Genomic DNA, 13,005 nt, shown 5'->3' with positions numbered 1-13,005 from the left:
TCCGCAGCATGACGGAACCGAGCGAACCGACGGACCGAACGGGTGCATCGCCCGACGACGAGTGCGAGACGGACGCGTGCGAGGAGCACCCCGCCGAGCACGCGTCGCCCATCGACCTCCACATCGACCTCCCGATAGTCCTCATCGGTCCGATGGGGGCGGGCAAGAGCCGCGCGGGGAAGCAGCTCGCGAAGCGTCTCGGGGTGCCGTTCATCGACACCGATTCGGTCATCCAGGGCGAGCACGGGCCAATCACAGCGATCTTCGACACGCACGGCGAAGCGCACTTCCGCGACCTTGAACGCGCCGCGGTCGCGGCAGCGCTCCGGAGCGAAGCGGTCGTCTCCCTCGGCGGCGGGGCCGTGCTCCACGCGGAGACGCAGGCGGAACTCGCCTCTGCCAGGGTCGCGCTCCTCACCGTGACGGCGGAAGCCGTCCTCGCCAGGGCGAACCTCGACAAACGTCCGCTGCTGCGCGACGATCCCGACGCCTGGTCTCGTATCTACGCGGCGCGTCGACCCGTCTACGAACGTCTCGCGACCGTGACGTTCGACACCTCGAACCGCCCGATCTCGGGCATCGTCGACGAACTCGTCGCCTGGGCCAAGGAGCCGAAATGACCACAGAACGTACCGTCATCGAGGTCACGGGGGACAACCCGTACCCGATCATCGTCGGCCGCGGGCTGGGCGCTGAGATCGTGGAGGCGCTCGGCACGAACGTCGCGCGTGTCCTGATCGTGCACCCGCCGACCCTCGGCGAGAAGGCTGCACGCCTCCGCGAATCGCTCCTCGAGCACTACGAGGTCCTCCTCGCGGAGATCCCCGATGCGGAAGCCGGCAAGCGCGTCGAGGTCGCAGCATTCTGCTGGGGCGTCATGGGGCAGGCGAACTTCACCAGGACCGACGCCGTCATCGGCTTCGGCGGGGGAGCGGTGACCGACGTCGCCGGCTTCGTCGCCGCCACGTGGCTCCGCGGCGTCCGCCTCGTCCAGCTGCCGACGACCGTGCTCGGCATGGTCGACGCCGCCGTCGGGGGGAAGACCGCCATCAACACCGCAGAGGGCAAGAACCTCGTGGGAGCGTTCTATGCTCCCGCCGCCGTCATCAACGACCTGGACACCCTCGACACCCTGCCGAAGAACGAGATCCTCGCCGGATTCGCGGAGGTCGTCAAAGCCGGGTTCATCCGCTACCCGGAGATCCTCGACATCGTCGAAGCCGACGTCGATCGCGCGACCGATCCGACGACGCCGGAGTTCCGGCGCGCCATCGAACTCGCCATCCAGATGAAGGCGGACGTCGTGAGCGAGGACTTCACGGAACAGGGCCTCCGCGAGATCCTCAACTACGGTCACACCCTCGGGCACGCGATCGAGCACACCGAGCGCTACCAGTGGCGCCACGGCGCGGCCGTCGCCGTCGGCATGATGTTCGCCGCGGAGCTGTCCCGCCTGGCCGGTCGCCTCTCGGACGAGGCCGTCGACCGCCACCGTCGTGTGCTCGAACTCCTGACGCTCCCCGTCTCGTACCCCGTCGGTCGCTGGAACACGCTCATCGCCACGATGCAGCGCGACAAGAAGACGCGCGGCTCGATGCTGCGCTTCATCGTGCTCGACGACATCGCCAAGCCGACCGTGCTCCAGGGCCCGGAAGCCTCGCTCCTCTTCGCCGCGTACCAGGAGATCGGCTCCTGAGCCGGGACCGGATACGCTGAAGACATGACGACCGTCCTCGTACTCAACGGGCCCAACCTCGGGCGCCTCGGCAGCCGCGAACCCGACGTCTACGGCTCCGCCGACCTCGACGCGCTCCGCAGCTACCTGCAGGAGAGCGCGCCGGCCGGCACCGCGATCGACCTCCGTCAGACCGACGACGAGGCCGAGCTCATCGCCTGGCTCCACGGCGCCGTCGACAGCCGGACGTCCGTCATTCTGAACCCCGCCGCGTTCACGCACTACAGCTACGGACTGCGTGATGCCGCGGCCCTCGTCACGAAAGCCGGCCTCACGCTCATCGAGGTCCACATCTCCAACCCGCACACTCGGGAGACGTTCCGTCACACGAGCGTTATCTCCGGCATCGCGACGGGCGTCATCGCCGGCTTCGGCTTCGACTCCTACCGCCTCGCCCTCGACGTCATCACCCGGGACCAGGGCACGAAACACCCGGCCTGAGCGAGGGTTCGTTGGCCGCACGTCCTCGCGGCGGCTACACTCGTTCGTTGGGTCGCATCCGGCCGTACACCATCCACCGAACGGACACACTCTCACATGGCATCTACCGCTGACATCAGAAACGGCGTCGTCCTCAACATCGACGGCCAGCTGTGGACCGTGATCGAGTTCCAGCACGTCAAGCCCGGCAAGGGTGGCGCGTTCGTCCGCACCAAGATGAAGAACATCATGACCGGCAAGGTCGTCGACAAGACGTACAACGCCGGCACCAAGATCGAGATCGAGAACGTCGACCGCCGTGACTTCACGTACCTCTACGCGGACGGCGACGCATACGTGTTCATGGACACGAGCGACTACGACCAGATCACCATCCCCGCCGTCATCGTGGGCGACACCAAGAACTTCCTGCTCGAGAACCAGGCCGTCACGGTCGCGCTCAACAACGGCAACCCGCTGTACGTCGAGCTCCCCGCATCGGTCATCCTCGAGGTCACGTACACGGAGCCCGGCCTGCAGGGCGACCGCTCGACCGGCGGCACGAAGCCCGCGACGGTCGAGACCGGCTACGAGATCCAGGTCCCGCTGTTCCTCGAGACCGGCACCAAGGTCAAGGTCGACACCAGGACGGGCGACTACCTCGGTCGCGTCAACGACTAGTGGGAGCACGCACCAAAGCGCGCAAGCGCGCCCTCGACCTGCTGTACCAGGCCGACGTCCGTCAGTCGCCGATCGCCGACGTCCTGTCCGCCGAGGCGCAGCGCGCCGTGAGCGAACCGGACCGCCAGGCCTCCTGGCTGTACGCGCGTGAGATCGTGGACGGCGTGAGCGATCACGCCGCCGAGATCGACGAGCAGATCGAGACGTACGCCCAGGGGTGGACGCTCGCGCGGATGCCGACGGTCGACCGCGCGATCCTGCGCATCGCCATCTGGGAGATCCTCTTCAACGAGGAGATCCCGCACGGCGTGGCGATCGACGAGGCCGTGGAAGCCGCCAAGACGTTGTCCACCGACGACTCCGCCGGCTTCATCAACGGACTCCTCGGCAAGATCTCGCAGATCAACCCCCGATAGGACCCATCGATGGACCTGAAGCGCGTGCACCACATCGCGATCATCGCGAGTGACTACGAAGCGTCGAAACGGTTCTACACGGACGTGCTCGGCTGCGAACTCCTCTCCGAGGTGTTCCGGGCCGAGCGCGATTCGTGGATGGGGGATCTCGCACTGAACGGCGAGTACCTCATCGAGCTCTTCTCCTTCCCGGATCCGCCGAAGCGGCCGAGCGGACCGGAGGCGTTGGGGCTCCGGCACCTCGCGTTCGCGGTCGACGACGTGGATGGGGCGCGTGCGGAACTCGTCGCGAAGGGCGTCCGCGTCGAGGAGGTGCGGATCGATCCGCACACGGGACGCAAGATGGTCTTCTTCTTCGATCCCGACGAGCTGCCGTTGGAGCTGTACGAGGCGTAGCGAGTCTCTGCGCGTCGCAACACGTGACCCTGAGGCTCCCCGCCGCACGACGGCCGAGGCCATGCGGCACGGCACTCGTTGGCGAGGCGTGAATCGCGTCGCAACACGTGACCCTGAGGCTCCCCGCCGCACGACGGCCGAGGCCATGCGGCGGGGAACACGTTCCTGGGGTGAAACGCGTCGGGTCCGTGCATCCCCACACACGGCGCGCTCTCCGGGCGACGGCTGGGCCGGGAGACGAACTCCTTCGGTGCAGTCGCCGTCCGCGATGTTCAGGAACGGGTGGCCGCCGGGCGAAACCAGGCGGTGCACCGACTGTACTCCCGGTGGACGCTCGCCGAGTAGAGGGATATCCCCCATATGCAGGACACGGTCGTCGGTCGTGTCGTGTCACGGCGGTTCGCGCCCGATCGCGTCCGGTGGACCGGCTCGCGCGTGCTTCTCCGGTCCGCTCCACCCGTCCGGCGACTGCTAGGCTTGCCCCGTACAGACAACCTTTAAGGCCGTCCAGAGAGACGGAGAAGGGAGTCGGCGATGAGCGCACGTATCGTGCTGCAACAAGCTGACATCGCTCGGGCGTTGACTCGGATCTCGCACGAGATCCTCGAGTCCAACCGTGGCGCAGACCACCTCGTGATCCTCGGCATCCCCACGCGCGGGGTCATCCTCGCGTCCAGGATCGCAGCCCTCATCAGCGAGATCTCCGGAACGCACATCGAGTCGGGTTCGCTCGACATCACGATGTACCGTGACGATCTCGCGAGGCAACCGACGCGTGTGCCGCAGCCGACGACGCTGCCGCCCGGGGGCATCGACGGCAAGACCGTGGTGCTCGTCGACGACGTGCTCTACTCGGGACGGACGATCCGTGCCGCCCTCGACGGTCTCACCGACCTCGGGCGTCCTCGTATCGTGCGCCTCGCGGCGCTCGTGGATCGCGGCCACCGCGAACTGCCGATCCGGCCGGACTTCGTCGGCAAGAACCTGCCCTCCTCGCAGACCGAGCGCATCAACGTCCGTCTCGCCGAACTCGACGGCGAAGAGTCCGTGAGCATCGAGGGGGCGTCGGCATGAGGCACTTGCTCTCCACGAAGGACCTCGACCGCACCGAGGCGATCCGCATCCTCGACGTGGCGGAGGACATGGCCCAGACGCAGGAGCGCGAGGTCAAGAAGCTCCCGACCCTGCGCGGCAAGACGGTCGTGAACCTCTTCTTCGAGGACTCGACCCGCACACGGATCTCCTTCGAGGCGGCTGCCAAGCGGCTCTCGGCCGATGTCATCAACTTCAGCGCCAAGGGCTCGAGCGTTTCGAAGGGCGAGAGCCTCAAGGACACCGCGCAGACGCTCATGGCGATGCACGCGGACGCCGTCGTCATCCGTCACCCTGCCTCCGGTGCGCCGCAGACGCTCGCCGACAGCGGGTGGATCGACGCCGGCATCCTGAACGCCGGCGACGGCACGCACGAGCACCCCACGCAGGCGCTGCTCGACGCGTTCACGATGCGCAAGCGCCTCCACGGCGACGCGTCTCGCGGAAAGGACCTCGACGGTGTGACCGTGACGATCGTCGGCGACATCCTGCACTCGCGCGTCGCTCGCTCCAACGTCTGGCTCCTGCACACGCTCGGCGCCAACGTGACCCTCGTCGCCCCGCCGACGCTCCTGCCGGTCGACACGAGCCACTGGCCGGCGACCATCAGGTACGACCTCGACGACGCGATCGCCGAGCAGCCCGAAGTCCTCATGATGCTCCGAATCCAATCCGAGCGCATGCACGCCGCGTTTTTCCCGAACAGCCGGGAGTATTCACGTCGGTGGGGTCTGGACGACGAACGAATGGCACGTCTCGATCCGGCTAGCATTGTCATGCACCCCGGACCCATGAACCGCGGCCTGGAGATCTCGTCCGGCGCCGCGGATTCGCCCCAATCGACGGTGAGGGAACAGGTCGCGAACGGCGTCTCCGTCCGCATGGCCGCCCTCTACCTGCTCCTGTCCGGTGATCGAGAGGAAACCGAACGTGTCTGAATCCACCACGCTCATCGTCGGAGCAGCTCTCGCCGACGGCACCCGCACCGACCTCCTCGTCCGTGATGGACGCATCGCCGAGACGGGCACGGGGCTCTCGTCCGCCGGCGCGACGGTCGTCGACGCGGACGGCCTCGTCGCACTGCCCGGTCTCGTCGACCTCCACACGCACCTGCGTGAACCCGGCTACGAGCAGAGCGAGACCGTCCTCACCGGCACCCGTGCGGCTGCAGCCGGCGGGTTCACCGCCGTGTTCGCGATGGCGAACACCTCTCCGGTCGCCGACACGGCCGGCGTCGTCGAGCAGGAGCAGTCGCTCGGCGAGCAGGCCGGCTACGCGACGGTGCAGCCGATCGGTGCCGTCACGGTCGGGCTCGCGGGGGAGCGGCTCGCCGAACTCGGCGCGATGGCGTCCTCCAGAGCCCGTGTCCGCGTCTTCTCCGACGACGGCTTCTGCGTTTCCGACCCGCTCCTCATGCGCCGCGCGCTTGAGTACGTGAAGGCGTTCGACGGCGTCATCGCACAGCACGCCCAGGAGCCGCGACTGACGGTCGGCGCCCAGATGAACGAGGGCGCCCTCTCGGGCGAACTCGGCCTCACCGGCTGGCCCGCGGTCGCCGAGGAGTCGATCATCGCCCGCGACGTCCTCCTCGCCGAGCACGTCGGCTCCCGACTGCACGTCTGCCACGTCTCGACCGCCGGCTCCGTCGACGTCCTGCGCTGGGCGAAGGCGCGCGGCATCGATGTCACGGCGGAGGTCACACCCCACCACCTGCTCCTCACGGAGGAACTCGTGTCGAGCTACGACTCCCGCTACAAGGTCAACCCGCCGCTCCGCCGCGCGGAAGACGTCCAGGCGCTCCGCGAAGCCCTCGCCGACGGGACCATCGACATCGTCGCGACGGACCACGCTCCGCACCCGACGGAGGCGAAGGACTGCGAGTGGGACGCCGCCGCGAACGGCATGGTCGGACTCGAGTCCGCGCTGTCGGTCGTCCACGCATCGATGGTCGCGACCGGCCTGTTCGGGTGGGAGGACGTCGCCAGAGTGCTCTCTGCGAAGCCGGCGGCGATCGGCCGGCTCGCCGGGCACGGTCACGCGCTCGAAGCCGGTGCGCCGGCGGAGATCGTCCTCTACGACCCGTCCGCGTCCCGTCCGTTCGGCACGGAGCTGCTCCAGGGGAAGGGCGTCAACTCGCCCTACCTCGGACTCACCCTGCCCGGTCGGGTCGTCTCCACCTTCCACCGCGGCTACGCGACCGTCCTCGACGGGGTGCTGCTCGGCGCCGACCTCGTCGCGGAGAACGCACGCGCCCGCGCTGCTCTGCACGGCGCCCCGTCGGATTCGATGAGCAGTGCGACGAGCGGGGGTGCACGCCATGGACACTAGGATCATCGCCGCACTCATCGTCGCGGTCGTCCTCGTCCTCGCGCTCCTCGGCATGCTCTTCGCCTGGCGCAAGCGCGTGAAGCGGGACAGCACCATCGCCGTCGCGACGCCCGTTCCGGACCCCCGCCCGACGCCGATCCGCACGGCGACCGTGCTCTACGTCGCCACGAGCAAGCGGGACGAACCGATCGAACGCCTCGCCCTCCCCGGACTGGCCTACCGATCCAAGGTCCAGCTCGAGGTGAGCGCGCAGGGCCTCGTCATCGACGTGCCGGGCGACCGCCCCACCTTCGTCCCCGCCGCGGCCATCGCGTCCGTCGGCCAGGCGAGCTGGACCATCGACCGCGTCGTCGAACGCGACGGACTCATCGTCCTCGCCTGGAGCCCCGCTCCGGGACTCGACGCCGACAGCTACTTCCGGGTGCTCGATCAGGCCGATCGCAGTGCCCTCATCTCCTCCATCACCGACATCACCCCGGCCCTCCGGGACTCACGACCGCACAACGAGAGCGCATGATGACCTCCACCACCTTCACGCCCCCCACACCAGCCGTCCTCGTCCTCGAAGACGGCAACCGCTTCGTCGGACACGCCTACGGCGCACAGGGACGAACGCTCGGCGAGGTCGTCTTCGCGACCGGCATGTCCGGCTACCAGGAGACGCTCACCGACCCGTCCTATGCCGGACAGATCGTCCTGCAGACGGCGCCGCACATCGGCAACACGGGCGTCAACCGCGAGGACATGGAGTCCTCGAAGATCTGGGTCGCCGGCTACATCGTCCGCGACCCCTCCCGCGTCGTCTCGAACTTCCGCGCCGACCGCAGCCTCGACGAGGAACTCGCCGAGGACGGCGTCATCGGCATCAGTGGGATCGACACGCGCGCCGTGACGCGCCACATCCGCTCGGCCGGCTCGATGCGCTCCGGGATCTTCTCCGGCGCCGACTTCGAACTCTCGGGGGCGGAGCAGCTGAGCCTCGTCCGCGCCGGCGTCCAGATGGAGGGACTCAACCTCTCCGCGCAGGTCTCCACGAGCGAGCAGTACACGGTCGAGGCGACCTCCGAGCGCATCGGCTCCGTCGCTGTCCTCGACCTCGGCGTGAAGACGTCGACGCTCAACCACCTCGCCCAGCGCGGCTTCGACGTCATCGTGCTCCCGCAGACGGTGACCGCCGAGGACGTCCTGGCGCTCGAACCGTCCGCGCTGTTCTTCTCGAACGGGCCCGGCGACCCCGGTGCGAGCGACCGCCACGTCGCACTCCTGCAGGACGTGCTGCGCGCGGGCGTGCCGTACTTCGGCATCTGCTTCGGCAACCAGCTCCTCGGCCGCGCACTCGGCTTCGGCACCTACAAGCTGCCGTTCGGCCACCGTGGCATCAACCAGCCGGTGCTCGACAAGGCCACCGGCCGTGTGGAGATCACCTCGCAGAACCACGGCTTCGCGGTCGACCTGCCGATCGAGGGCCAGCACGAGACCCCGGCCGGCTTCGGTCGCGCAGAGGTCAGCCACTACAGCCTCAACGACCACGTCGTCGAAGGCCTCAACTGCCTCGACATCCCGGCGTTCTCCGTGCAGTACCACCCAGAATCGGCGGCCGGCCCGCACGACGCCAACTACCTCTTCGACCGCTTCCGCGAAATGGTCCTGAACCGCGGCACCGCCCGCGCTCAGGACGTCGCGGACGAAGCCGTCGACCCACACACCATCGCCACCACCGAGGAGAACAACTAGTGCCCAAGCGCGACGACATCAACAGCGTGCTCGTGATCGGCTCAGGGCCGATCGTCATCGGGCAGGCAGCCGAGTTCGACTACTCGGGAACCCAGGCGTGCCGTGTGCTCCGCGAGGAGGGCGTGCGCGTCATCCTCGTGAACTCCAACCCCGCGACGATCATGACCGACCCCGACTTCGCCGACGCGACGTACGTGGAGCCCATCACGTGGCAGGTCATCGAGACGATCATCGCGAAGGAGAAGCCCGACGCGATCCTCCCGACGCTCGGCGGCCAGACGGCCCTCAACGCGGCCATCCAGCTCCACGAGCACGGCATCCTCGAGAAGTACGACGTCGAGCTCATCGGCGCGAACTTCGAAGCCATCAACAAGGGCGAGGACCGCCAGATCTTCAAGCAGCTCGTGCTCGACGCCGGCGCGGACGTGGCCCGCTCCCACATCGCGCACACGGTCGAGGAGGCTGTCGGTTTCGCCGAGGACCTCGGCTACCCGCTCGTCGTCCGCCCCTCCTTCACGATGGGCGGCCTCGGCTCCGGCTTCGCGTACACGGAGCAGGAGCTCCGCCGCATCGTCGGTGACGGCCTCCACCAGAGCCCGACCACCGAGGTCCTCCTCGAGGAGTCGATCCTCGGTTGGAAGGAGTACGAGCTCGAGCTCATGCGTGACACGGCCGACAACACGGTCGTCGTCTGCTCGATCGAGAACGTCGACCCCGTCGGCGTGCACACGGGCGACTCGATCACCGTCGCACCAGCACTGACGCTCACCGACCGCGAGTACCAGAACCTCCGGGACATCGGCATCGACATCATCCGTGCCGTCGGCGTCGACACCGGTGGCTGCAACATCCAGTTCGCGATCGACCCGTCGAACGGCCGCGTCATCGTCATCGAGATGAACCCGCGCGTCTCCCGGTCGAGCGCCCTCGCGTCGAAGGCGACGGGCTTCCCGATCGCGAAGATCGCCGCGAAGCTCGCCATCGGCTACCGCCTCGACGAGATCCCGAACGACATCACCAAGGTCACTCCGGCGAGCTTCGAGCCGACCCTCGACTACGTCGTCGTCAAGGTGCCCCGGTTCGCGTTCGAGAAGTTCCCGGCCGCAGACCCCACCCTCACGACGACCATGAAGTCCGTCGGTGAGGCGATGGCGATCGGCCGCAACTACTCGACCGCGCTCCAGAAGGCGCTCCGTTCGCTCGAGAAGCGCGGATCGAGCTTCCACTGGGGCGAGGAGAAGCGCTCCGTCGAGGAACTCATCGAGGTCATGGCTGTGCCGACCGACGGACGCATCGTCGTCGTGCAGCAGGCGCTCCGCAAGGGCGCGACGGCCGAGCAGGTCTTCGAGGCCACGAAGATCGACCCGTGGTTCATCGACCAGATCATCCTCATCAACGACGTCGCCGACTACATCGCGAACGCCGAACGTCTCGACACCGACGTGCTCACGAACGCGAAGAACCACGGCTTCTCGGACGCACAGATCGGTCAGCTCCGCGGCTTCGGCGAGCAGGAGGTCCGCGAGGTGCGGCACATCCTCGGGGTCCGGCCCGTCTACAAGACGGTCGACACCTGCGCCGGCGAGTTCCCCGCCCTCACGCCCTACCACTACTCGAGCTACGACCAGGAGACGGAGGTCGCCCCGAGCGACCGCCGCAAGGTCGTCATCCTCGGCTCCGGCCCGAACCGCATCGGTCAGGGCATCGAGTTCGACTACTCGTGCGTGCACGCCTCGTTCGCCCTCCAGGGTGCCGGGTTCGAGACGATCATGATCAACTGCAACCCGGAGACGGTCTCCACCGACTACGACACGAGCGACCGCCTGTACTTCGAGCCACTCACGCTCGAGGACGTGCTCGAGGTCATCCACGCGGAGAGCCAGTCCGGCGAGCTCGTCGGCGTCGTCGTCCAGCTCGGCGGCCAGACCGCCCTCGGCCTCGCCAAGGGGCTCGAAGCTGCAGGCGTCCCGATCCTCGGAACGACGCCGTCCGCCATCGACCTCGCTGAAGAGCGCGGCCAGTTCCAAGAGATCCTCGACGCAGCGGGCCTCATCGCACCGCGCAACGGCACCGCGGTCGAGATCGAGGGTGCGCTGCGCGTCGCCGAGGAGATCGGCTACCCCGTGCTCGTCCGTCCGAGCTTCGTGCTCGGCGGCCGCGGCATGGAGATCATCTACGACAACGCCTCGCTCACCGACTACTTCGTCCGCATCGAGGACCAGGGCATCGTCGGACCGCAGCAGCCGCTGCTCGTCGACCACTTCCTCGACGACGCGATCGAGATCGACGTCGACGCCCTGTTCGACGGCGACGAGCTCTACATCGGCGGCGTCATGGAGCACATCGAGGAGGCCGGCATCCACTCCGGCGACTCGAGCTGCACCCTGCCGCCCGTGTCCCTCGGTCGTGCCGAGATCGACCGCGTCCGTGACGCGACCCTCGCGATCGCGCAGGGCATCGGCGTGCGCGGTCTGCTCAACGTGCAGTTCGCGATCGGCGCCGGGATCCTCTACGTCATCGAAGCGAACCCGCGTGCGTCCCGTACCGTCCCGTTCGTCTCGAAAGCGCTCGGCATCCCGCTCGCGAAGGCGGCATCGCTCATCATGACCGGCTCGACCGTCGCAGAGCTCAAGGACAGCGGCCTCCTGCCGCCCGTCGACGGCTCGCGTGTCCCGATCGACTCGCCCGTCTCCGTCAAGGAGGCTGTGCTGCCCTTCAAGCGCTTCCGCACGAAGGACGGTCAGATCGTCGACAGCGTGCTCGGCCCGGAGATGCGCTCGACCGGTGAGGTCATGGGCATCGACAAGGACTTCCCACGGGCATTCGCGAAGTCGCAGGAAGCTGCCTACGGCGGCCTACCCACGAGTGGCACCGTCTTCGTCTCCGTCTCCGACCGTGACAAGCGTTCGATCATCCTCCCCGTCCTCCGTCTGCAGCAGCTCGGCTTCGAGATCCTCGCGACCGACGGCACCGCGGAGGTGCTCAACCGCAACGGCATCAGCGCTCGCACCGTGCGCAAGTACAGCGAGACGCAGGCCGACGACGCGCTCGACGGGTCGATCGTCGACCTCATCAACCGCGACGAGGTCGACATCGTGATCAACACGCCGTCCGGCCGTTCCGCTCGCGCCGACGGATACGAGATCCGTGCGGCCGCCGTAGCAGCCGACAAGCCGCTCTTCACGACGATCGCCCAGCTGACCGCCGCCGTCGCCTCGTTCGAGGCTGTCGGGACGGGCTTCGAGGTCCGCTCGCTCCAGGAGTACGCGCTCGATCGGGCCGCCCGATCGTGACGTCCTCCTTCGGAGACCGACTCGAGCGGACGTTCGCCGCGTCGGGGAGGCTCTGTGTGGGCATCGACCCGCATCGGTTCCTCCTCGACGCGTGGGGGCTCGCCGATTCGGCCACCGGTGCGGAGTCGTTCGGTCTGACGGTCGTCGAGGCCGTAGCGGGGCGCGCCGGCATCGTCAAGCCGCAGATCGCGTTCTACGAGCGGTTCGGCTCTGCCGGGTACCTCGCGTTGGAGCGCGTCCTCGCGGCTGCCCGCGATGCAGGACTGCTCGTGATCGGGGACGTGAAACGCGGCGAGATCGGCACGAGCATGGAGGCGTACGGGGAGGCTTGGCTGACGCCAGGCAGCAGCCTCGAGGTCGATGCCATGACCGTGAACCCGTACCTCGGTTTCGGTTCCTTCGCCGGCACCTTCGCATTCGCGGAGGCGAACGGGAAGGGCGCGTTCGTGCTGACCGCGACGTCGAATCCTGAAGGACGGACCGTCCAGACGGCGGCGGATCCTGGAACCGGCCGCTCGGTCGCGCGCGGCATCGCCGACTCGATCGACGAGTGGAACACGGCCAACAGCACCGGGGCGTTCGGCTCGATCGGCGCCGTCATCGGCGCGACGCTCGACCTGGCAGAGTTCGGACTCGAAGCCCCGTCGGCCGGCAGAACCGCGGTCGTCCCCGTCCTCGCGCCCGGCTTCGGCCACCAGGGCGCGAAGATCGAGGACGCCGCACAGATCTTCGGCGCCGCACTTCCCGGCGTCATCGTGTCCGAGTCGCGGAGCATCCTCGGCGCCGGACCGGACGGCCTCGCCTCGGCCGTCGAACGCACAGCAGACAACGTGAGGACCGCAATTGGCTGACGCCGCAGACACCACCAGTGACGACACGCCCGACTCGACATCCGCCTCGACGGATTCCG

The 13,005-nt window shown here is 68.1% G+C and carries 12 protein-coding genes and 1 pseudogene; all 13 read left to right on the top strand.

Annotated elements, in window-relative coordinates:
* Positions 1–8 precede the first annotated feature (8 nt).
* The 13 genes and pseudogenes from ACQ3HB_RS16045 (at position 9) to pyrF (ending at position 12,946) form a co-directional block, all read left to right on the top strand.
* The gene (locus ACQ3HB_RS16045; protein WP_430921292.1) at positions 9–620 is read left to right on the top strand and encodes a shikimate kinase; all 612 of its coding nucleotides are present in this window, start codon (positions 9–11) and stop codon (positions 618–620) included.
* The gene (gene aroB / locus ACQ3HB_RS16040) at positions 617–1,696 is read left to right on the top strand and encodes a 3-dehydroquinate synthase (protein WP_430921290.1); all 1,080 of its coding nucleotides are present in this window, start codon (positions 617–619) and stop codon (positions 1,694–1,696) included. Before ACQ3HB_RS16045 ends, aroB begins: the two co-directional genes overlap by 4 nt.
* A gap of 24 nt (positions 1,697–1,720) precedes the next feature.
* The gene (locus ACQ3HB_RS16035; protein WP_430921288.1) at positions 1,721–2,176 is read left to right on the top strand and encodes a type II 3-dehydroquinate dehydratase; all 456 of its coding nucleotides are present in this window, start codon (positions 1,721–1,723) and stop codon (positions 2,174–2,176) included.
* A gap of 96 nt (positions 2,177–2,272) precedes the next feature.
* The gene (gene efp, locus ACQ3HB_RS16030) at positions 2,273–2,836 is read left to right on the top strand and encodes an elongation factor P (protein WP_422780434.1); all 564 of its coding nucleotides are present in this window, start codon (positions 2,273–2,275) and stop codon (positions 2,834–2,836) included.
* Positions 2,836–3,252: a transcription antitermination factor NusB gene (nusB, locus tag ACQ3HB_RS16025; RefSeq protein WP_430921287.1), complete on the top strand. Its 417-nt coding sequence runs from the start codon at positions 2,836–2,838 to the stop codon at positions 3,250–3,252. The genes efp and nusB overlap by 1 nt, the downstream gene beginning before the upstream one ends.
* A gap of 9 nt (positions 3,253–3,261) precedes the next feature.
* Positions 3,262–3,648: a VOC family protein gene (locus tag ACQ3HB_RS16020; RefSeq protein WP_430921285.1), complete on the top strand. Its 387-nt coding sequence runs from the start codon at positions 3,262–3,264 to the stop codon at positions 3,646–3,648.
* Positions 3,649–4,179: 531 nt separating this feature from the next.
* Positions 4,180–4,722: pseudogene (pyrR, locus tag ACQ3HB_RS16015) on the top strand (bifunctional pyr operon transcriptional regulator/uracil phosphoribosyltransferase PyrR); the annotation flags it as partial.
* A complete protein-coding gene (locus ACQ3HB_RS16010) occupies positions 4,719–5,678 on the top strand; it encodes an aspartate carbamoyltransferase catalytic subunit (protein WP_430921283.1) in 960 nt (319 codons plus the stop codon). The pseudogene pyrR and the gene ACQ3HB_RS16010, both read left to right, overlap by 4 nt.
* Positions 5,671–7,068, top strand: coding sequence for a dihydroorotase (locus ACQ3HB_RS16005; protein ID WP_430921281.1), 1,398 nt, complete (start codon positions 5,671–5,673; stop codon positions 7,066–7,068). Before ACQ3HB_RS16010 ends, ACQ3HB_RS16005 begins: the two co-directional genes overlap by 8 nt.
* A complete protein-coding gene (locus tag ACQ3HB_RS16000; protein WP_430921280.1) occupies positions 7,058–7,585 on the top strand; it encodes a PH-like domain-containing protein in 528 nt (175 codons plus the stop codon). The genes ACQ3HB_RS16005 and ACQ3HB_RS16000 overlap by 11 nt, the downstream gene beginning before the upstream one ends.
* Entirely contained in the window at positions 7,582–8,802 is a 1,221-nt protein-coding gene (gene carA, locus ACQ3HB_RS15995; protein WP_430921279.1) for a glutamine-hydrolyzing carbamoyl-phosphate synthase small subunit, read from the top strand. The genes ACQ3HB_RS16000 and carA overlap by 4 nt, the downstream gene beginning before the upstream one ends.
* The gene (carB, locus tag ACQ3HB_RS15990; protein ID WP_430921278.1) at positions 8,802–12,095 is read left to right on the top strand and encodes a carbamoyl-phosphate synthase large subunit; all 3,294 of its coding nucleotides are present in this window, start codon (positions 8,802–8,804) and stop codon (positions 12,093–12,095) included. Before carA ends, carB begins: the two co-directional genes overlap by 1 nt.
* A complete protein-coding gene (gene pyrF, locus ACQ3HB_RS15985) occupies positions 12,089–12,946 on the top strand; it encodes an orotidine-5'-phosphate decarboxylase (RefSeq protein WP_430921405.1) in 858 nt (285 codons plus the stop codon). Before carB ends, pyrF begins: the two co-directional genes overlap by 7 nt.
* The last annotated feature ends 59 nt before the right edge of the window (positions 12,947–13,005 follow it).

The organism is Plantibacter lichenum, from assembly GCF_050587525.1.
Lineage (GTDB): Bacteria > Actinomycetota > Actinomycetes > Actinomycetales > Microbacteriaceae > Plantibacter.
This window is presented reverse-complemented; position numbering and strand designations above follow the sequence as displayed.